At 35.2% G+C, this 21,949-nt stretch carries 19 protein-coding genes; 2 read left to right on the top strand and 17 right to left on the bottom strand.

What is annotated here, in order from left to right:
- The 13 genes from KXJ69_RS03795 to KXJ69_RS03735 all read right to left on the bottom strand — a co-directional run bounded on the left by KXJ69_RS03795 (position 1) and on the right by KXJ69_RS03735 (position 15,467).
- Positions 1–210 carry a YgaP family membrane protein gene (locus KXJ69_RS03795; RefSeq protein ID WP_219051438.1) on the bottom strand — a complete coding sequence of 70 codons (210 nt, stop codon included), beginning with the start codon at positions 208–210 and terminating at the stop codon, positions 1–3.
- Complete coding sequence (locus tag KXJ69_RS03790) at positions 210–521, bottom strand: hypothetical protein (RefSeq protein WP_255571167.1); 312 nt, start codon at positions 519–521, stop codon at positions 210–212. The genes KXJ69_RS03795 and KXJ69_RS03790 overlap by 1 nt, the downstream gene beginning before the upstream one ends.
- Positions 522–3,725 (bottom strand): efflux RND transporter permease subunit, encoded by a 3,204-nt coding sequence (locus KXJ69_RS03785; RefSeq protein WP_219051436.1) that lies wholly within the window; start codon positions 3,723–3,725, stop codon positions 522–524. It lies immediately after the preceding gene.
- 36 nt (positions 3,726–3,761) lie between these two features.
- A complete protein-coding gene (locus KXJ69_RS03780; RefSeq protein WP_219051434.1) occupies positions 3,762–4,847 on the bottom strand; it encodes an efflux RND transporter periplasmic adaptor subunit in 1,086 nt (361 codons plus the stop codon).
- 8 nt (positions 4,848–4,855) lie between these two features.
- The gene (locus tag KXJ69_RS03775; RefSeq protein WP_219051432.1) at positions 4,856–6,157 is read right to left on the bottom strand and encodes a TolC family protein; all 1,302 of its coding nucleotides are present in this window, start codon (positions 6,155–6,157) and stop codon (positions 4,856–4,858) included.
- 111 nt (positions 6,158–6,268) lie between these two features.
- On the bottom strand, positions 6,269–6,853 hold the full coding sequence (locus KXJ69_RS03770; RefSeq protein WP_219051430.1) for a methyltransferase domain-containing protein: 585 nt from the start codon (positions 6,851–6,853) through the stop codon (positions 6,269–6,271).
- Entirely contained in the window at positions 6,853–7,122 is a 270-nt protein-coding gene (locus KXJ69_RS03765; RefSeq protein ID WP_219051428.1) for a heavy-metal-associated domain-containing protein, read from the bottom strand. Before KXJ69_RS03765 ends, KXJ69_RS03770 begins: the two co-directional genes overlap by 1 nt.
- A 6-nt stretch (positions 7,123–7,128) precedes the next feature.
- Entirely contained in the window at positions 7,129–8,541 is a 1,413-nt protein-coding gene (locus tag KXJ69_RS03760; protein WP_219051426.1) for an MBL fold metallo-hydrolase, read from the bottom strand.
- Between the two features lie 77 nt (positions 8,542–8,618).
- A complete protein-coding gene (locus KXJ69_RS03755) occupies positions 8,619–9,422 on the bottom strand; it encodes a sulfite exporter TauE/SafE family protein (protein ID WP_219051424.1) in 804 nt (267 codons plus the stop codon).
- Positions 9,423–9,499: 77 nt separating this feature from the next.
- Positions 9,500–10,126 carry a Crp/Fnr family transcriptional regulator gene (locus KXJ69_RS03750; RefSeq protein WP_219051422.1) on the bottom strand — a complete coding sequence of 209 codons (627 nt, stop codon included), beginning with the start codon at positions 10,124–10,126 and terminating at the stop codon, positions 9,500–9,502.
- Between the two features lie 71 nt (positions 10,127–10,197).
- Entirely contained in the window at positions 10,198–13,767 is a 3,570-nt protein-coding gene (locus tag KXJ69_RS03745) for a S8 family serine peptidase (RefSeq protein WP_219051420.1), read from the bottom strand.
- A 194-nt stretch (positions 13,768–13,961) separates the two neighbouring features.
- Complete coding sequence (locus KXJ69_RS03740; protein WP_219051419.1) at positions 13,962–14,474, bottom strand: acyl-CoA thioesterase; 513 nt, start codon at positions 14,472–14,474, stop codon at positions 13,962–13,964.
- Positions 14,475–14,546: 72 nt separating this feature from the next.
- The gene (locus tag KXJ69_RS03735; protein ID WP_219051417.1) at positions 14,547–15,467 is read right to left on the bottom strand and encodes an HU domain-containing protein; all 921 of its coding nucleotides are present in this window, start codon (positions 15,465–15,467) and stop codon (positions 14,547–14,549) included.
- Positions 15,468–15,577: 110 nt separating this feature from the next.
- On the opposite strand from KXJ69_RS03735, the gene dprA reads away from it, so the two are divergent.
- The gene (gene dprA / locus KXJ69_RS03730) at positions 15,578–16,684 is read left to right on the top strand and encodes a DNA-processing protein DprA (RefSeq protein ID WP_219051415.1); all 1,107 of its coding nucleotides are present in this window, start codon (positions 15,578–15,580) and stop codon (positions 16,682–16,684) included.
- Here the strand turns inward: dprA and trpS are convergent.
- The gene (gene trpS, locus KXJ69_RS03725; RefSeq protein WP_219051413.1) at positions 16,681–17,652 is read right to left on the bottom strand and encodes a tryptophan--tRNA ligase; all 972 of its coding nucleotides are present in this window, start codon (positions 17,650–17,652) and stop codon (positions 16,681–16,683) included. The two genes, dprA and trpS, sit on opposite strands and share 4 nt — an antisense overlap.
- 72 nt (positions 17,653–17,724) lie before the next feature.
- Here trpS and KXJ69_RS03720 point away from each other — a divergent pair, with 72 nt between their 5' ends.
- Positions 17,725–18,462, top strand: coding sequence for a lysophospholipid acyltransferase family protein (locus KXJ69_RS03720; RefSeq protein WP_219051799.1), 738 nt, complete (start codon positions 17,725–17,727; stop codon positions 18,460–18,462).
- A gap of 74 nt (positions 18,463–18,536) precedes the next feature.
- Here KXJ69_RS03720 and KXJ69_RS03715 read toward each other — a convergent pair whose 3' ends face one another.
- From KXJ69_RS03715 to recA, 3 genes are all read right to left on the bottom strand, one after another.
- Positions 18,537–20,093 carry a porin family protein gene (locus KXJ69_RS03715; protein WP_219051411.1) on the bottom strand — a complete coding sequence of 519 codons (1,557 nt, stop codon included), beginning with the start codon at positions 20,091–20,093 and terminating at the stop codon, positions 18,537–18,539.
- Positions 20,094–20,117: 24 nt separating this feature from the next.
- Positions 20,118–20,648, bottom strand: coding sequence for an RNA polymerase sigma factor (locus KXJ69_RS03710; RefSeq protein ID WP_219051409.1), 531 nt, complete (start codon positions 20,646–20,648; stop codon positions 20,118–20,120).
- 104 nt (positions 20,649–20,752) lie between these two features.
- On the bottom strand, positions 20,753–21,760 hold the full coding sequence (recA, locus tag KXJ69_RS03705) for a recombinase RecA (RefSeq protein ID WP_219051407.1): 1,008 nt from the start codon (positions 21,758–21,760) through the stop codon (positions 20,753–20,755).
- Positions 21,761–21,949: the final 189 nt, after the last annotated feature.

The raw sequence follows: 21,949 nt of genomic DNA, 5'->3' as shown, positions 1-21,949 counted from the left end.
TTAGTTACAACAGCTCTCTTTTTCGTTGTCCTTAATTCCTGCTTTTTCCAAAATAGTTCCCATGAGGCACCAATTTGTTATGGATGATTGTAATAAGTTAGCACCAACAAATGCAGTAAACCAAAGCCAATTAATATGTACATAAATGGCTAATAAAAGACTGACTAAGATAAAGGTGCCTGCGACAGCGTGAATAATTCTTGTTTTCATTAGGAATTGATTTTTTCAATGTTGATACTCGCTACGTGGATGCTTGATTTTGATTCTTTTTTTGCATTTTTTTGTTCTACTAAATCAAAAAATACATCCACTTTTTCTTTTTTTAGAAAGGCATAAAACAAAACCGATTCGTTTTCATTCATTTCATAACCAAACCAATTATTTTCAATTGAATCCATGGTTGAATCTCGGTAACCTGTAACATGTTTATATGTAAACGTGGTTACTTCTGCTTCTTTAAGCATTTGTTTTATATCTTCTTCAAAGGCTGTAATAGCGGTAATAATTAGTAGTTTCATCATTTATTTTTTAAGATTTTTCTCCCATTTTTTTCGTTCGGTGATATAGTAAATCAAGGGAACCACAATAAGTGTTAACAATGTGGATACGATAGCACCCGCAACCAAGGAAATAGCCAAGCCTTGAAAAATGGGGTCAAACAAAATAATTGAGGCTCCTATGACCACGGCTCCAGTAGTTAATAATATGGGTGTAGTTCTTACGGCTCCTGCTTCTATAATAGCTTGTTTCATTGGGATGCCATCATTTAAACGAATTTCAATAAAATCGATTAATAGAACCGAATTTCGCACCATAACACCAGCCAATGCAATCATTCCAATAAAAGAAGTCGCTGTGAAGAAAGCTCCTAAAATCCAATGGCCTAATACAATACCTACTAGGGAAAGAGGTATTGCAACCATCATAACAAGGGGAGTTTTAAAGTTTTGAAACCAGCCTACAATAAGCATATAAATAATAATAATAACTACTAAAAATGCAGTCCCTAAATCTCTAAATACTTCTAGGGTAATTTGCCACTCCCCATCCCACTTTACGGTAAAATCATCTTCAGATTCGGGTTGTCCTAGGTATAATTCACTAACCGAATATCCTTTAGGCAATTCCATTTGTTGCAACTTTTCATTCATTCCTAGAATAGCATATACAGGACTTTCTAATTCGCCTGCCATATCGGCCAATACATAAACAACACGTTTCTGGTCTTTTCTGTAAATGGTGTTTTTAAGAGTCCCCTCCTTTACATTTACTAAGTCACTCACGGGAATTACATTTCCTTGACTCCCTTTAATTTTTAAATTCTGAATATCTTGAAGCGAAGTTTTATCGGCATCGTCTAGTGAAAGAACTATACCAACAGGATCTACAGAAGCTTCATCGTAGAGATTTGAAACTGGCATCTCACGAAGGAGATAGGTTAAATTACCTACTATCTGTTGCGGTGCAATGCCATTTAACATCGCCTTTTCCCTATCAATTTCTAATTTGTATTCAACTTGAGGGGCTTCTACCATCCAGTCGGTATCTACTACATCTGCTGTGTTTTCTAAAATTGTTTTAACCTGATTGGCAACTTTTATTTGCTCTTCATAATTAGGACCGTAAATTTCGGCCACCAACGTAGATAATACTGGAGGTCCAGGCGGAACCTCCACTATTTTTACATTAGCGCCATATTTTTTGGCAATGTTTTGAACCTCAGTACGAACTTCTTTTGCAATATCGTGACTTTGTAAATCGCGATCTTCTTTGTGAAGCAAGTTTACCTGTATGTCTGCCATATTACTACCCCCTCGCATATCGTAATGCCTTACAAGTCCATTAAAGGTGATAGGAGCGGAGGTTCCTATATAGTTTTGATAATTTACCACCTCTGGAACTGTAGAAAGATATTGAGCAATTTCTTTCGTGACCACAGCAGTTCTTTCTAAGGTAGTTCCTTCGGGCATATCAACTACTATTTGAAATTCATTTTTATTATCAAATGGCAACATTTTAACGGCTACTGATTTTGTAAAAAACATAAGCATGGAACCAAATAACAAAACAATGGTAACCAAAAACATTAGGTTTCGTTTTTTGGAATTATCCAATAAGGGCTGCTCGATTTTCTTATAAATTTTAAAAATCCAGCTAGTTTCAAGTCCTTTCTCTTCTTTTTCTTCTTCGGTATGTTTTTCTCGCAAGAGGTGATACCCTAAATATGGTGTTACCGTTAATGCAACAAATAACGATAGCAACATTGCTATGGACGCGCCAATGGGCATAGGGCTCATATATGGCCCCATCATTCCCGAAACAAACGCCATGGGCAGTATTGCTGCTATAACGGTAAAAGTGGCTAAGATGGTCGGATTTCCCACCTCATTAATGGCATAAATTGCGGCTTGTTTAAAGGGCAAGCGTTTCATCTTAAAATGCCGGTGCATATTTTCGGCAATAATAATACTATCATCTACCACAATACCAACCACAAATACCAAAGCAAAAAGAGTGATTCGGTTTAATGTGTACCCCAGCATATAATAACTAAATAAGGTAAGGGCAAAGGTTAAGGGCACCGAAAAGAATACTACCAATCCCCCTCGCCAGCCCATTGCAAGCATAACAAGAATTGTAACGGCGAGAATGGCGACACCCAAGTGAAGCAATAATTCTCCTACTTTGTATGAGGCAGTTTCCCCATAATTACGAGTCACCTCAACGTGAACATCGGAAGGGAGTAAGGTTTTCTTTAAATTTTCTACATGAGAAAGGATTTTTTCTGAAATTTTCATTGCATCGGCTCCTTTCACTTTTGCAATAGAAATAGTTACTGCGGGGTATTCCGATTTATAATTTGAATATTGTTTGTTGGCTTTACCATAGCCAAAAGTCACATAATTTTTTGGGGTTTGTGGACCGTCTTGGATGGAAGCAACTTGTTTTAAATACACGGGCATATTTTTATGTATACCTATTACAAGGTTTTCGACATCCTCTGAGGAGGTTAAAAATTTTCCAGTAGTCATTAAATATTCTGTATCGTTTTGTACAAAACTACCCGATTGCGAGCTTCCATTATTAGCTTGAATCATTTGCATTATTCCTAATGCATCCACGCCGTTTTCAGCCATTTTAGCTTTATCGAGAACTACTTTGAGAGCTCTTGTTCTCCCACCAATTTCTTTGGTAATGGAAACGTCTTTTACTTTTTCAATTTCGTTGGTAACTTCTTCAGCAATTTGTCTTAGTTGAAAGTCGTTATAGTTTTCGCTCCAAAGTGTTAATCCTAACATAGGCACATCGTCAATAGAACGAGTTTTTACCATAGGCTGCATGGCACCTTCGGGAAACATGTTTTGATGTTTCATTAATTCATCATATAACTTTACATAAGAGTCTTCTGTGTTTTCTCCGACATAAAATTGAACTACCATGACGGCTTGTCCGTTCATGGCCATGCTATGGATATGCTCTACCCCTTTTATGTTACCAATAATTTTTTCAAGGGGTTTTAGCACCCTACTTTCTACCTCCGAAGGGCTTGCTCCTGGGTATCCTACCATAACATCGGCCATAGGGACATTAATTTGTGGCTCTTCTTCTCTTGGTATGAGAAAGGAACTGTAGGATCCAATAATCATTAAGGCTAACATTAATAAAATGGTTAGCTTTGAATTGATAAAAAACTGAGCAATTTTACCTGATATTCCTTCTTGCATTTTCTTGAGTTTTAAGTTTCAGTGCGTGGTTAGCGGTTATTGAACCGTAACTTTTGCTCCATTATACAATTTCCCTTCCGCAGATATAATATATTGTTCATTTTTAGATAATCCTGAAAGTACCTCTACTTGATCACCAAAGGTTTTCCCAATTCGCAGCCATCTTAATAGGGCGACATTGCCATTTCCAATGGTGTAAACCCCTGTTAATTGTCCTTGTTTTACTAAAGCAATTTCTGGCACATACAAGGTTGAAGAGACGGCATTTGCCTTTTTTTCTAGAGGGAATTGTACATTCACAAACATTCCAGATAATATGGGGGCTTCGGTTTTGTCCAAAGCAATTTTTACTAAGTATTGTCCGCCTGTATTTCTAGCAGAGGTGCTTATTTCTACTACATTTCCAGAAATGGTTTTACTTATAGACTTGGCAATAACGTCTACCTTACTATCGTTTTTTATTTTTGAAATTTCGGTTTCAGGAACCATTGCAATTACTTCAAAATTACCTGGAGCTTCCATTGAAATTAGAGGTATTCCTGGGTTCGCCATATTTCCTTCTTCAACTGACTTTCCTGTAATTACGCCGTTAAAAGGAGCGGTAATATTTGAATAGGTAAATTGGGCATTGATTTCGTTTTTCATTTGTTTTGCAGCTTCCAATCTGGCTTTAGCCATTTCGTAATGAGCAGTCATATCATCTACTTCTTTTTGTGACGCACTATTTTCTGCAAATAGATTTTGAAAACGATCGTAATTCTTTTTGGCATTATTGTATGCCGCATTTGCTTCGGTAATACTCGCATTTATTTGTGCAAGTTGTGCTTGTAAATCGGTGTTGTTAATTGAAACTAATAGTTGTCCCTTTTTTACTTTATCACCCACTTTTACATGTACTTTATTAACAAAGCCCATCATTCGGGTACTTAAGTCGGCACTTTGTACTGATTGTATTTTTCCGCTCACATTAAGAAATGGATTGTTTGTGGTGTCTTGTATTGCATTTACAGTTACCGAAATTGGAGGGGTGTTATCTAAAGTTTCTTTTTTTGAATCACCACCACAACTTATCGTGGTAATTAAAAGTGAAATAAAAGAGGTTAAGTATATATAGTTTTTCATTTTAATAATTATTCTTTGGTTAAAAATTCTACGTAATCCTTAGCGTAGTTATATTGAAAAATGGTTTGATAATATTCTAATTGTTTTTGTGCATATTGTGTTTCTGCCATAAGTAAGTCAGTTGTTTTTTCTAATCCTTCTTTATAGCGATTGCTTCGTATGCGTAATGATTCTTCAGATTGTTCCAGGGCTAACTTGGATAGTTTTAAACTATTTTCTGCATCTTCTAACATTCGTTCTGCTTGGTTTAATGCAATTTGACTTTCCAATTTATACTGGTTGAGTTCATACTTCGATTTTTCAAAAGAGGCCTTACTTTTTTTGGATTTAGCAAAGCGTTGTGCTCCCTCCAAAATGTCCCAACTTAAACTAGCTCCTACAAGGTATCCATTGGCATCTGCTTGAAAGATTTCATTGTCATAGAGTTCGTAACTTCCAAAAGCATTTAGGCGAGGCAGAAAGGTCATTTTTTCGGCCTTATACATTTTTTCGTATGCTTGCGTCGCATATTCCATTGCTTTAATATCGGCTCTTTCATTAGAAAGATTTGAGGTAGGATTATTTAATCCTTCTACCGCTAATGAATCGGAAGGTTGTAAAAGAGAAAAACGATTGTCATTAATAAGTACCGATAGATAATTGGATGCATTTTTTACATTGCTCTTTGCGTACTGTAATTGATTTTCCACCTCGGTAACGCGCACTTGAACCGCCAATACATCAGCTTTTTGAAGATACCCTTGTGCAAAGTTATTTTGTGCTAATTTTAAATTTGCATTTGCAGCTACTTTAGCTTTTTCAAGCACTTCAACCATTTTGTAAGCCAGTTGTAATTGCATATAGGCTTTTTGTGTTTCTAAAGCTACATAGTCTTTGGTGCGTTCCCACTGCATTTGGGAGGCATTAAATTTAGCTTTTGCTGCTTTTCTTTGAAAAAGCCCATCAATATTTACTAAAGGTTGTTGTACTTCAATTTTTGTGGCAAAATTAGTAGTACGATTAGGGTCATTTAAAAATTGCGGATTAAAATCACTTTGAGAAATTACTTCTTGATTAAGTTTTGAACCAAAAGCCATTAAAGGATTTGTAGTAGTAATTCCAGTATATGATGCAGAAATATTGGGTAAAAATATCGCATTTGTTTGTTTGTAATCAGCTTTGCTTTCGTTTACCTGTTCACCAACAATTTTTATACTATTATTGTTTTCTAGCGCTTTTGAAATGGCTTCTTTTTTTGTAATTAAAATGGATTCTTGAGAAAACATTGTGCCAGTCAAAAACAAAAGAATAATGATATATGTGTATTTCATCTACTATATATTTTGTGGCAAATATAGAGGGAAGGGTATAGGCGAGTCAGTAACTTTTGTTACCGAGAAAAGAAAACTACAAAAAGTGTTTTTTTAGGGAGGGAAGTTCTTTTAGTATTTCTGAAATTTAAAAAATAGCTCTCTCCCAGCCCTTGGTAGGATAGAATTGTAGCATCTTTCAAGTATCTTAATATTAAAATAGGGTTTAAAATAGGTAAGGTATTCTTCTTTACTTCCACCAAAAGGAGGGCCGTCAGAAGTTAGCGGAAAGTCGAATAGCAAACCAACTATTTTTCCATTAGGATTTAGAAGCGCGTGCATTTTTTTTGCATATTCCTTTCGTAAAGAAGGATCTAAAGCACAGAAAAAGGTTTGTTCAATAATTAAATCGAAGCTTCCTTCAAATTCAAAAAAATCTTGGTGTATTAATTGTGATTTTGGAAAATCGGTTACTCTTTTTTGAACATTGTTAAGTGCCGTTTCTGAAATATCTACAATGGTAACATTTTTAAATCCTTTCTTATAAAGATATTCTGCTTCGTAAGCATTGCCTCCTCCAGGGATTAAAATTTTAAGAGAAGTATCTTTTAGTTGATTAAAATATTCTTTTAATGGTGTTGAAATAGTTCCAATGTCCCAACCGGTGCTACCCTCTTTGTATCTATTGTCCCAATAGGATTGGTCAAAAGGAGTCATTATTTACTCATTTTACCCGTAGCACAACTAACAAAGGATTTTGCCTTTGTTACAACAGAGTTTTTCTCTCCAACAATAGGATACCCTATTTCTTGAAGTTTCCTTTCAGCTAGAGATAAGGCATCTTCAGAAGTTGTTTTAAAAGTAATACTTCCTGTTTCAATCTCAATATTTATCAATTCTAAGTTGTCGATTTGTCTTAGGTTGTTTTCAATAGTTTTAGCACAGCCTCCGCATTTAAGATTTTGTATTTCAATGATATGTTTCATAGCGCACTATTTTAATTCACTTGGACACACATAATTTGTTTTTGGAATACTTGTTTCTTTGATGTCTTTATAACCTCCCGCAACATCTATTACATTATGAATTCCTCTGCTTTTAAGGATAGATGCTGCAATAACACTTCGGTATCCACCAGCACAATGAACATAAAAAGTTTCTTCTTTAGGGAATTCAGCTAAATAATCATTAAGAAAATCAAGTGGGGTATTTTTCGCTCCTTCAATATGTTCTGAAGTAAATTCTCCCTCTTTTCGAACATCAAACACGGGAACAGTTTCTTCATGTAGTTTTTTCTCTAATGAAGTTGCTGGAATGGAGGTAAGTGTATCATATTCCTTTGAGGCATTTTTCCAAGCTTCAAATCCTCCATTGAGGTAGCCAAGGGTGTTGTCAAAACCCACTCTAGAGAGTCGTGTTACAGCTTCTTCTTCTCTACCCCCTGGAGTAACAAGTAATATGGGTTGTTTTACATCTGCAATTAAAGCTCCCACCCAAGGTGCAAAACCGCCGTCTAAGCCAATAAAAATAGACCGTGGGATATGCCCCTTCACAAAATCGTCTTGATGTCTAACATCCAAAACGATGGCTCCTGTTTCGTTTGCCGCTGTTTCAAAAGCATCTGGCGAAAGTGACTTTGTTCCTCTTTCTATTACTTTATCAATATCATCGTACCCTTCTTTATTCATTTTTACATTTAAAGGGAAGTATTGAGGAGGAGGCAATAAACCGTCTGTTACTTCTTTAACAAACTCTTCTTTTGTCATATTGGCTCGTAAGGCATAGTTCATTTTCTTTTGATTGCCAAGTGTATCTACCGTCTCTTTCATCATGTTTTTTCCGCATGCAGAGCCTGCCCCGTGAGCAGGATATACAATCACATCATCTGCCAAAGGCATAATTTTATTTCGAAGGCTTTCAAAGAGCATTCCTGCTAATTCCTCTTGAGTCATATGTGCAGCTTTTTGAGCCAAATCGGGTCTTCCGACGTCTCCTAAAAACAACGTGTCTCCACTAAATATAGCGTAGTCTTTTCCATGTTTATCTTTCAATAAGTAGGTTGTACTTTCCATGGTATGACCAGGTGTGTGTAACGCTATAATAGTTATTTCTCCAAGCTTAAATTCTTGTCCATCCTTTGCAATGATTGCTTCAAATGAGGGATTGGCAGTAGGGCCATAAACAATAGGGGCGCCAGTTTCTTTTGAAAGGGTTACGTGACCGCTCACAAAATCTGCGTGAAAATGCGTTTCAAAAATGTATTTTATAGTTGCATTACTTCGTTTTGCCTTTTCAATGTAAGGTTGTACTTCTCGAAGCGGGTCAATAATGGCCACTTCTCCTTTACTTTCAATATAATATGCCCCTTGTGCAAGACATCCAGTATATATTTGTTCAATGTGCATAATTCAATGTATTTATTTTCAAAGTGCTAAGATATAATAGCTTTTGGACATTTGCAGTAACAATGGTTACAATATAATTACCTGCTAATTTCCATAATAATAATATAAATTCCCATAATTAGTACAAACCAGCCAAAGCTCTTCTTTAGTTTTTTACCATTTATGAATCTGTTGAGCCATACTCCAATAAATATTCCTATTGTGGAAATAAAAGTAAAAGTTAAAAGAAAATACCAATCTATATTAAGTGTTTCAATATCTCCTATAAAGCCTATGAGTGATTTAATAGCAATAATTAATAAGGAGGTTGCTACGGCTTTCTTCATGGGGAGTTTTGCAAATAATACCAAAGCTGGTATTATGAGAAATCCTCCACCAGCGCCTACAATTCCTGTTAGGATTCCAACCACTAAGCCTTCAACAATAATTAAAGGATAATTGTAAGCAATTCTTTGAAGGGCACCTTCTGATGTTTCCTTTACATCTCGAATCATTGAAATGGAGGCAATGAGCATAATAATGGCAAAGAATACCATGATTGCAACATTTTTTGTTAAAACAAAAGTACCAATGGTTATAAGTTCTTCCGGGATAGCAGGCACTAAATATTTCCTTGAAATATAAACAGCTATAAAAGCGGGGATAGAAAAAACTATAGCTGTTCTAAAGTCAATTAGTCGCTTTTTGATATTATTTATTGCACCTACTAATGCTGAAATACCAACAACAAAAAGTGAATAAGCTGTAGCAGTAACAGGATTAATATAGAAAAGATAAACTAAAACGGGAACTGTTAAAATCGAACCGCCCCCACCGATTAACCCCAATATTATTCCTATTACTAAAGCACCAAAATATCCTAAAATTTGAGTAATTTCCATGTAATCTATTAGAAGGCAAAAGTAAAGTCTTTAGATAAGATAAGCTGTAACAAAGGTTACATATTCTAAAATTAGAATTACAATATTTCTATATTATTTCTATGGAGCTTAATCTTTTTTAATTTCTCTAAACTTTTAAGCAGCCTAGAAATTACTACCCTTGAGGTATGAAGATCATATGCTATTTCTTGATGCGTAATGTGTAACATATGTTCCTTGGTAACTTTTACTTTATCGTTTAGATACTTTAATAGGCGTTCGTCCATTTTCATAAACGCAATGTTGTCAATAGTCTCAAGCATTTCCATAAGCCTGTTATGATAGCTTTCAAATACAAAGTTCCTCCAGGTCCTATATTTTCCTGTCCATTCCTCCATTTTTTGAATGGGAATCATGACTAGTTTGGTATCCAACTCCGCAATGGCTCTTATTTCACTTTTGGTTTGCCCCAAACAACAGCTTAGAGTCATCGCACATGTATCTCCTCTTTCAAGAAAATAAAGAAGAAGCTCATCTCCGTCATTATCTTCTCTTAACACTTTTATAGCCCCGGAAATAAGTAAAGGCATAGATTTTATATACTCACCTATTTCAATTAAAGTAAAGTCTTGTGGAATTTCTTTAAAAGTACCAACTTGATTTATTTCTTCAAGAAGTTCATTTTCAAAAAGATGACCATAACTATTTTTAAGTTCTTGTATCATAAGTTTCAAAATACTATTTAAATATAAAAAAAGCCCCAATATTGGGGCTTTTATAACACTAGTAATTGAAATTATTTTTTAAGTAATTTTTTGGTAATAGTACCTGTGTCAGTTTTAATAGTAACAAAATAGATACCTCTTGCATAGTTGCTTACATTGATGTTTACTGTAGCATTTGAATTTATGTCTTCATTAATTTCTGAAACAATCTGACCTAAACTATTTGAAACAATCACTTGAGCATTGTTGGAAACTATATTCCCAAACGAAATAGAAACTGTTTCTGAGGAAGGATTAGGGTACATGATAATTTGGCTTGCTATAAAGCTAGGTGAAGAAAGCACACCAGTAACATTAATATTATCAATATGTGTACTGTTTCCATATCCAGTAATATTTATAAATCTAAAGAAAACTATTTCTCCAGCGTAAGCACTTAAATCTATAGATTCAACTCTCCAATCGTTTGGAGTAGCAGGAGCCCAATCATTATCAGTGTTGTAATCTGGAATGGTAGATAATTCTAAATCAGTTTTTTCATAAATAGTTGAAAATGATACCCCACAATCTGTTGATATCTCAACTCGCAATGTGTCAAACAAAGTAGCCGAATATTGTGCTTTAGCAAGTGCAAATTCCAAATAGGGCTCGGTGCTAGATGTTAAATCGAAATACTCCGTAACCAGTTGGTCTTCTTCGCCAGCAGCGTTATAACTATAATTATCCACAAATGCTACTGTTGTTAATGTGCCATCTATTCCGGCAATATTTTCTCTAGCCTCCCACGTAATGTCATTGTCTGGATTATTCACGAACCAACCAAGTGGTGGCACTCCAATAGATTCAAAAGTTTCTTCAAAAGGAACCCCAGTGGCATCCGTTTGAGCATAGAATTCTAGTGTTTTTTCATCGTTTGCTGAATTTTGGTCACCCGTTAAAGTCACATAACTTGTTAATGTATAGGTGCCATTTGATGTTATGGAAACAGGTGTTGCAAATTCATAAGTTACTTGCTCTCCAGAATTTAAGGTACCGGTATAGGTTTCATCTACTATGGGGCCTCCCGAAAGCTGATAACTAACAGTAAAATTACTTTGAGGGTTTATGCCTGTGTTAGTTATATTAACTGATACAATTGTGTCTGTGCCTCCACCACATGCTCCAGAAAACTCTCCAGGAGCATTATTAATAGAAGTTAATTCCATATCATTAGTTAAAGAACAATTTAATAACCCTCCAGGGTGGTTCAAAGCAATTAGTCTTTTTGTTTTCCATCCATCTGTATCATTTTTAGCCACAATAGAATACCAAATAGGGTCTGTTGCATTGGAAATTGGAACTGTAATAGTATTGGTTGTACTATTACCAGCTATTTCCATATACTTTTGTCCAAGAATGTATACATCATAATTTTCAGCACCTGCAGTGGCATTCCAATTAAAGATAGCTTGTGTAGGACATACTTGAGTGATGGTTAGACCTGTAACCTGAGCTGCAATAGAAAAAGTTCCATCACTTTCATCTGAAAATGCTCCACTTGTAATTCGAATTTTCGCTTCTCCTGTTAATGCGCTAGGAACAAGCCAATTATAATTTGTTACATTGTTAGAAACTGTATTAATTGCATTCCAAGTACCTCCATTATCTGTAGAATACTCTAAGGTAAATGCATCTGTTGTATTAACTGCATCCCAATGAATGGTTTCCGTTTGGCCAGGAACAAAACTCTCGCCATCATTTGGATAGGTTATTGTTAAATTATCTTGAATTATTTCATAAACAATATAATAGCTTTGCGGACCAACTGGAACATTAAATCCCGTAACCTCTAAATCATAATTTCCAGCAGCAGGATTGTTTATTAATACTTGTTCCATATTATTTAAATGGTCAGGACCCTTTGTTGCAGGTAAATCTAACAACGTAGGATCTGGAGTGTGGTCTAATACCCAAGGAAGCTCCGCATTATTAGAAGGATCGGTAACAACCAAATCCAAATCATTTACAAGAGCTGGGGATGCACCTGGCGTTGCAGGGGCATCACTCCAATAAAGCATAAAGCGAACTTGTGTCGTACCAGACGGTACATTAATGGTATGAGTATTTGTATTTCCTTGAATGATGTTATTAGATAAATATCTTCCATCTTCAATTAAGATCCCAGCTCTTAAGGCATTTACAATTCCCCACCCAAATTTAAAATCTGGACCTACATTTCCATAGTCATTTGCAGTATTTAATAGAGTAGCTTTTATTAAAGCAGATTCTGGCAAAGCTCCTCCATTTAAATTGCCATAGGCTTCATATAATTGCGCAGAAATTCCAGCAATCCCTGGAGCTGCTCCAGATGTTCCACCAAAAACTTGATAGGTGTTATTTTCATTTGTCGAATTTTGATTTTGCCCATTTGCGGCGATATCTGGTTTAATTCTACCATCATGTGCAGGTCCTCTACTACTAGAAGAGACTAAATTTCCGTTGTAAAAAACATTGGCTGTAGCAATAACATTCTTGCCTTGTTTATGACCTCCTGTAATATTTCCCCATTGGCTTCCTGCACCATAACCACAATTATTATTGTTTGAGTTTCCAGCAGAAAAAACATGCAATAAACTTGGGATTGCTTGTGTTTGGGTATCTACTGTTTGTGTTACAGTTGTATATCCAGCATTACATCCATTACTATAAGATGAATTTGTAATTTGAACATCTCCAGAATTAATTAGCGTTACTGTTTCAGAATCCAAAAAACTAGAAACATAATCAACTACATATACATCAGATCCTGCAGCCATTCCTCTCATATCTGGATTTAAATTTCCTGCGCCAGCCATAATACCTCCAACCCCATCTCCATGGCTTGGACCAGAACCGGTAGCTCCAGTATTGTCTATTCTTCCTTCAAAATCTATATGAGGGCCAACGATTCCATCATCTCTAACCATCACGCCAATTCCAACACCAGTATAATTTCTACCAGCACCTTGCGTGTCAAGGTTACTCGATCTATGAAGACTTCTACCTCTTGTATCATCTTTTACATCTGGAGCAACAATAAGTTCAACCCATTTTACGTAAGCCAAACTTGAAAGTTCTTCAAGGCAATTATCTGGTATTAATAAATCTATATTATTAGATCCTTTGTAAGATTGTTGTAAAGAGATTTGTCTTTCGGCTAAATCGTTAATAACAAAATTGTAATCGACATAGTCAAGGTATTGAAGTGTAACCAATATTTTATCATCTATTTGAGCCCATTCCCCAATGTCACCATTTTTGAGCTCTTCGCTCAACTTAAAACGACCTTCTACAGGAATTATAGCTCTAACCCCTTTAGATTGTAAATACGCTATTGAAGTATTTCTAGGGAAATAAAACAGATAGGTTTTATGAGGAATATAACTGATAAGCTCAAGGCCTCTTGATTTAAAATCATCTTGAATATTCTGAGTTGGAGTATTATAGAATTGAACCCATCCTACATAACCGTTGGCTAAATGTGAATTTTCGGGCATTTGATCCCAATCAAAAGATTGAATGTTTTCTTGTATCTCAATCGTCTCATCTTGAAACTGAAGGAAATTTTGGGATAATCCAAAAAATGTAGTAAACGTAAAAAGCAGGAAGATAATTTTTTTCATAGGTATAAGGTATTTGAAAAACAGGAAGATGGAATGCCCAAAGAGTCATCTTCGGTTGGGTTAGTAATAATAAAAGGGCATTTCACAATAGACTGAATTTGAACTAAAAACGTTCTAAATATTTATAGAATTTCAAATATATATATAAACATTTAAAAAATCAGAATATTAACACCCTAAAGGAGGAGTTTATTTTAGGATTCGAAAAGCGCTTTTAGTTCGGTAGCATCTGCGGGCTTCATCTTACCAGCTAAGACAAGGCTTAATTGTTTTCTGCGTAAAGCAGCAATAAAACGTTCTTTTTCTAATTCAGTTTCGGGGATTAATTCTGGAACTTTTACTGGGCTACCCATTTCGTCAACAGCTACAAAAGTATATATAGCTTCATTGGCTTTACTTCTAAGTCCGCTTTCTCTATCTTCAATCCATACATCCATATAGACTTCCATAGAACTGTTAAAAGATCTAGAAATTTTGGCTTCAACGGTAACAACACTTCCTAAAGGAATCATTTTATTAAAAGCCACATGATTTACAGAAGCGGTTACAACGATTCTTCGGCTATGTCTTCTTGCAGCGATACTTGCAGCTCTATCCATTCTTGCAAGTAATTCTCCTCCAAACATATTGCCAATGGGATTTGTTTCACTAGGGAGGACTATGTCTGTAATGATGGTTCTAGAATCCTTAGGAGTTTTCGCTTCCATTATAAATTTTTAACAAAGGTAAAAAGTATTTGTCTTTAGTAAAGGAATATAAAGCAGAAAAGAAATATGGAATTACTCCGAAAGGTCTTGGACTAATAACCAAGCTTCTTTATTTTCAGAATTTTTTATGGATTGCAGCATATGTAGTGCTTCTAACCTATCTTGATGAGAACTATATACAACTTGGTGAAGCCCGTATTTATTAGCGCCAATAATTCTTGCCGAAAAGCCTTTTTCGGTAAGTTGGGTTACTTTTTTATGAGCGTTTTCTTCAATTCTAAAAGCACCTGCAACAATATGGTATTTGCCACTTTCTTTCGGTATAGAAATAGTTAAAGGAGGGAAACTTTCAATGACAAATGTTGCTTCTTGAATTTGAGTTTCAACAAGTGCGTCTGCTTTTTTCTTTTCAGCAAAATTGTGTTTTTCTACTTCTCCTTCATAAATTTTCAAACCGCTAAACCCACCTATGGTTATTGCCAGTAGCCCAATAGCTGCATACCGCATATACGGAATGACAGTTTTCTTTTTCTCTTGTGCTATAGAAACTAGTTTTGAAGGGGATTCTTCAGAAATACGTTCAATTTTTGGAGATACAAACGAAGATAAACCAAAAGAAGAAGGACTGTAATTTTCTTTTTCCGAAGGAATAAATTGAATTTTTCTTTCTTTATTTAAGAAAAACTCACCTATGTTTTGAAGCACTACAGTTTCTCCTTCAGATAGTTGAAGCGAAATCTTTCCTGCAAAATTTCTCACTTTTTGTAAAGCTACTTCATAACTGCAATTTTCGTTAGACGCTACATGATGTGCTAAAATGCCATCGTTTGTTTGTAGTTGCCTATTAAAAGAAAGAGTTTTTCCTGGAGGGTAAAAGGTATGATTGTCATCAATTTGAGCGGCACGATACCGTGTTAAAAATGCACCAAAGCCAGGCACGATAACACATTCATATCGATATAATAAGTCTTTTATGTATGTTACCAATTGCATAGAAACAAACTTAAATTTTTTTTACGCCACTATCAAAAGTTCATAGAGGAACTTTTCAACAAATAATTTTTTAGTTATTTTTGAGCATCTCCCCACAGCTTTTCTAATCTATGCTTTCTAAAAAGGAATTATTATATACCCTTGCTTTACAGCGTGTTCCTAACCTTGGCGATACTTCGGCAAAAAAGTTAGTCCAAGCGGTCGGCTCTGCGGAAGGAATTTTCAAAGAAAAAAAATCGAGATTATTAAAAATAGAAGGAATTGGGCAAATAAAACTGAAAGAACTTTCTCTGGATCTCCATTTACCCGAAGCTGAAGCTGAATTATCATTTATTGAAGAACATAAAATTAACTATTCTTATTTCCTAGATAAACACTACCCTGAAGGACTTAAGCATTGCTTGGATGGTCCCATCCTTTTTTTCATGAAGGGGAATATTGATATTCAAAATAAAAAACTCATTAGTATTGTTGGAACACGAAATGCTACTACCTACGGAATTACCTTTTGCGAAAAGCTTCTTGAAGATCTTGCACCTTTAAATCCTGTCATTATTTCGGGATTTGCTTATGGAATTGATATCACAGCACAGAAAAAGGCCATGGATTTAAGGTTGCAAACCATTGGTTGTTTAGCTCACGGGTTTAATCAAATCTACCCAAAAACTCACAAAAAGTATGTGGCAAAAATGGAAGAGAATGGAGGCTTTATCACAGAATTTTGGAGTAATGATGACTTTGACAGGAATAATTTTTTAAAACGAAATAGAATTATTGCGGGATTAAGCGAGGCAACAATTGTAATTGAATCTGCTGAAAAAGGGGGAAGTTTGGTGACGGCAGATATTGCCAATTCGTATAATCGTGAGGTATTTGCCGTGCCAGGGCGAACCACCGACTCGCAAAGCCAAGGATGTAATAACCTAATTAAAAGTCAGCAGGCACATTTATTAACCTCTGCTGCCGATTTGGTGTATCATTTGGGTTGGGAGATTGATGAACAAAAATCAAAACCCAAACAAACCCAGTTATTTGTAGAATTAACCACTGATGAAAAAATTATTTGGAACTACCTTAAGGAAAAAGACAAAGAACTCCTTGATGTCATTGCCATAGAATGCAATGTACCCACCTTTAAATTAGCCTCTATTTTATTGAATATGGAACTTAAAGGAGTCATTCGTCCTTTACCTGGCAAAATGTTTCAAGTAATTTAGTACCCTAAAGTGGTTCGGACTCTCTTAAGCACATCGTTTGCGACTTTGGTAGCTTTTTCGGCTCCAAGTTGTAATGCTTTATCAACTTCATTAAGATTATCCATATAGTAATTATAGCGCTCTCTTGGTGTTTCAAATTTTTGAAGGATTAATTCGAAAAGGGCTTGTTTGGCATGCCCATAGCCGTAATTGCCTCCTTCGTAATTTTTTCGCATTTGTGCAATTTCACTTTCTGATCCTAATAAATTATATATTGCAAATACATTACAGGTATCTGGGTTTTTAGGCTCTTCCAAAGGAGTGCTATCGGTTTGAATACTCATTATCTGCTTACGCAGTTGCTTGTCTCGCAAAAAGATATTGATGATGTTGCCTTTAGACTTACTCATCTTGTCACCATCAGTTCCAGGGATAAGCATGGTATTTTCTTGTACTTTGGCATCGGGGAGCACAAATACTTCAGTATTCATTTTTGCGTGAAAACGAGAAGCCACATCACGAGTGATTTCAAGATGCTGTAGTTGATCCTTTCCTACGGGAACAATCTCAGCATCATATAAAAGGATATCTGCGGCCATAAGCATAGGATACGTAAACAAGCCAGCATTTACATCTTCTAATCTATCTGCTTTATCTTTAAAACTATGTGCCAAGGTTAATCGTTGATATGGAAAAAAACAGCTTAAAAACCAAGTGAGTTCTGTTACTTGTGGGATATCGCTTTGGCGATAAAAAACAGTCTTATTTATGTCTAATCCAAAGGCCAACCAAGTAGCTGCTGTACTGTAGGTGTTGTTTTTTAAGGTTTCAGCATCTTTAATTTGCGTTAGCGAATGCATATTGGCAATAAACAAAAAAGACTCATTATTAGGGTCATTTGCCATATTGATTGCAGGCAAAATGGCACCTAAAATATTTCCTAAGTGAGGCGTTCCTGTACTTTGAATTCCTGTTAAAATGCGGGACATAAATAGTAATTTTCTGCAAAGGTAATTTTTTTGAAGTATTTGCTTGTTTCAAATGTGTATTTTTGAAGTTTGATGAAAATCTTAAAATATCCATTACTACTTTTTTACCGAATCTGGTTTTATATACTGGTAACCGTACCTATACTAGTTTTATTCCCAATTTTGCTATTGAGCATATCCAAAGAAAGTTGGTATCCCTATTTTTTTAGGCTTGCGAGGTTTTGGTCAAAAATCATTCTTTTTGGTATGGGCTTCATTCCAATTATTAAAAGAGATTTAGATTATGAAGAGGGGAAAAGCTATATGTTTGTTGCCAATCATACCTCTATGACAGATATAATGCTCATGTTATATGCTTCCAAAAATCCTTTTGTTTTTGTTGGTAAAATGGAATTGGCAAAAATTCCTTTATTCGGTTTTTTTTACAAACGCACCTGCATTTTGGTAGATAGAGATAACCCGAAAAGTAGAAGAGAGGTGTTTAAAAGTGCCCAAGAAAAGCTTAATCAAGGGTTGAGTGTTTGTATTTTTCCGGAAGGTGGTGTACCCGATGAATCAATTCTTTTAGACGAGTTTAAGGATGGAGCTTTCCGATTGGCAATTGAACATAAAATACCAATTGCTCCTATGACATTTCACGATAATAAAAAACGGTTTTCTTATACTTTTTTTAGCGGTAGTCCAGGGAAAATGAGAGTAAAAATTCACAAGATTATTCCTACGGGGATTTTAGAAATGGAGGATAAAAGAATGTTGCGTATGCAAACCAGAGAATTAATTTTAAACGAACTCAATAATCCTACAGTATAAAAAAACCGCTCTATGGCGACAGAGCGGTTTTATCTTTGTTCGGTATAACCAAACCTAACCAACTAAAAACTAACCTAAAATTTAAAACTTAAACCACTATAAATTCCAAAATAGTAGGGATTAAAATCTACCGAGGTACTATAGGGATTAAGTTGGTACTTAAATATGGGTTCTATATTAAACTTAAATCGTTTACTTATTTTATAATCAAATCCTAGACCAATATTGGTAGAAAAGCTCATAGAGTTTAGATTATTCGCCTCACCTAAGACACTTCTAAATTCTCCATCCGTTACAGAAATTTCATTATTGCCTAAGAATAAAGTGCTAAATCCACCAATCATATTGATTCCAAAACGGTTATTAACTAAAGCATATTTTAACTCCATGGGAACTTCATAGTAAGAGATATTCTGAATTATTTCTGCATTTCCAGAAGTAGATTTTAAAGTTACTTGAGAGAAAGGATTATTGGGGTCCGTTGGTAAATTTTCAAGAGATCCCTTGTCAAAAGCAGTTAACACAGTTCTTCCGCCACTTTCGTAAGTAATACTTTTAAGGGCAACTTCTGTAGGGCTAGTTGCTAAAACAACATCTCCTGTAGCATATCCTAAACTTACATTGTTAATACCTGTTCTTACACTCAATCGGTCATTTACATTATAACTTACTTGAACACCGTAGCTTATATTAGTGTCTCCAGATTGTGGATTATCTGCAAACGAGGAAGAAATGGAAGAACCTCCATTAATACTGTTGTAATAAACAGGGCCTACATTTGGGGTTACCTCCCAATAAGGATTCGATTTTTTGTCGTCTTTTTTTGCAACTTCAGAATCTTTGTTTTCTTCAATAGCATCGAAAATAGATTTTTTGTTTGCTGGTTGAATGTCTTTTTCGGTCTTTTCAGTAATATCCTCTATGGCAATACTTTCTCCGGTAGTATTAGGACTAATTATCTTTTCCTCTTTTTCTGAAGGAATTTTTTCAGCATTAGTCTTTTCTACTTTAGCAACGGCACTATTAACTTCTTTTTCTGAAACTATTTTATCTTTTGAACCCGCCTCTTTTAAAAATGAATTGGATTCTTTTTTATTGGTTTTAGTGGTAGTTGAAATAGCAACTCCATCTTTAACTGTAGTGTTTTTCAATACTGAAGCCTTCTTTTTGGAATCTTTTTTTACCTGAGATTTTTCAGTAGTAGAAACAGCATTTTCAGTGTTGTTTATTAGCTTGTCTGAATTTAATTTTTCAGAATTATCTATAAACTTGTCATTTTCCGAATCCTGATTCTCGGTAACAATAGCGTCTGTCGTTTTATCTAAATTATTTAAGACAGATTCTTCAGTATTGTTTAAAGTATTATTTTCAGATTTGTTGGTGTTCTCTTCAACAATGGTATTATTGTCGTCTAGTATTTCATTAGATTTAAAAACATCTGAAACGGTTAAAAGGATAGCCAACACAGCCGCAACACCTCCTAGTTTCCACCAAATAGGAATGATTTTACGATCTTCTTTTTCCTTTTTAAGCTGTGCCTCAATATGCTTCCAAACTTCGGGAGAGGGCGTAGCTTCAAAGGAACTAAGTTGCTCCTTAAATAAATCGTCTATGTTTTTTTTATGTTTCATAGTAATCTTCCGTGGAGAGGAAGGTTATTGTAATTTTTCTTTATAATCTTCTACTTTCGTTTTTAAAATTCCTCTAGCTCTTGCTAGGTTAGATTTAGACGTGCCATCACTAATTCCTAACATTTCTCCTATCTCTTTATGCGAATATCCATCCATTACATAAAGATTAAACACTAATCGATACCTGTCTGGCAAGTCTTGGATAATCTTTAAAAGATAATCCAATGGAATGGAGGTTTGCTCAATGTCAACGTCAGCATCTTCAATTTGCTGCTCATTGGGGATATCGAATGTTTTTTTCTTTCGGTATTTTTGAAGCACTGTATTCACAGTAATTCGTTTCATCCAACCTTCAAAAGAACCTTTGCCTTCAAACTGCTCAATTCGTTTAAAAATAGTGATAAAGGCATCCTGCAAACTATCTTCGGCTTCAGCTTTATTGGGGGAGTATTTTAAACAAATTCCGAAAAGAATTCTGGAATAATCCCTATAGAGCGTTTCCTGCGCTTTTGCATCTTGCTTTTTACACCTTGCTATGAGCTCTTCTAAAGTCAATGAGTTTGTGTTAATCTACTAATTTAAAGTAGGCAACCTTTCCCATTTCACTTTACAATTTATAGATACAAGGCATGGTGTTAGGTTGCGTATTAGATTATTTTTTATGATGAAATTGCTGCAATGGCTTCTTTTATTTTTTGCTCTAACTCCTCCATTAACTCAGGATTGTCTAAAAGAAGGGCTTTAACAGCGTCTCTACCTTGTCCTAGTTTTGTGTCATCATAGCTAAACCAAGAGCCACTTTTTTTAATGATTTCAAAATCAACACCAAGGTCTATAATTTCTCCAACTTTAGAAATTCCCTCACCGTACATGATATCGAATTCGGCAGTTTTAAACGGTGGCGCTACTTTATTTTTAACCACTTTCACCCTAGTTTTATTACCTACAGAGGTGCTGTCAGAATTTTTAATTTGTGTGGATCTACGAATATCTAATCGAACTGAAGCATAAAATTTTAAGGCATTACCACCGGTAGTGGTTTCTGGATTTCCAAACATTACACCAATTTTTTCTCGTAACTGATTAATAAATATCACAGTACAATTGGTTTTACTAATTGAACCCGTTAATTTTCTCAAGGCTTGAGACATTAAACGCGCGTGTAATCCCATTTTACTATCTCCCATTTCCCCCTCAATTTCGCTTTTAGGTGTCAAGGCAGCAACGGAGTCAATAACAATAATATCAATGGCGCCACTTCGTATAAGGTTATCGGCAATCTCCAAGGCTTGCTCTCCATTGTCTGGTTGGGAAATAATTAGGTTTTCAATATCCACTCCTAATTTTTCGGCGTAGTTTCGATCAAAAGCGTGTTCAGCATCAATAAAGGCAGCGAGACCTCCCTTTTTTTGTGCCTCAGCCATAGCGTGCAGCGTTAACGTTGTTTTACCAGAGGATTCTGGGCCGTAAATTTCAATAACTCTTCCACGAGGATATCCTCCCACTCCCAGAGCAACATCAAGTCCCAAAGAACCTGTTGAAATAACATCTACTTTTTGGACGGCAGAATCCCCCAATTTCATTACGGTTCCCTTTCCGTAGGTTTTATCTAGTTTATCAAGTGTTAGTTTAAGGGCTTTTAGTTTTGCGTCTTTTTCGGTACTCATGAGTCTTTAAATTGATAAGAAAATATTTGAATAGGCTAAGGTACTATTTCTTTGGTTTCACTACAATAGGAAATCCCATGAGAGTATATTTTTTGTTAACAATACCCAAGTAAAGTGATTGTTTTCATAAATAGGTATTTTTTCTTCAAAATACGGTATCTTTACTTTTTTAAAATCAAGTTTCATCTT

Source organism: Halomarinibacterium sedimenti, assembly GCF_019312585.1.
In the GTDB taxonomy this organism is placed as follows: Bacteria; Bacteroidota; Bacteroidia; order Flavobacteriales; family Flavobacteriaceae; genus Halomarinibacterium; species Halomarinibacterium sedimenti.
This window is presented reverse-complemented; position numbering and strand designations above follow the sequence as displayed.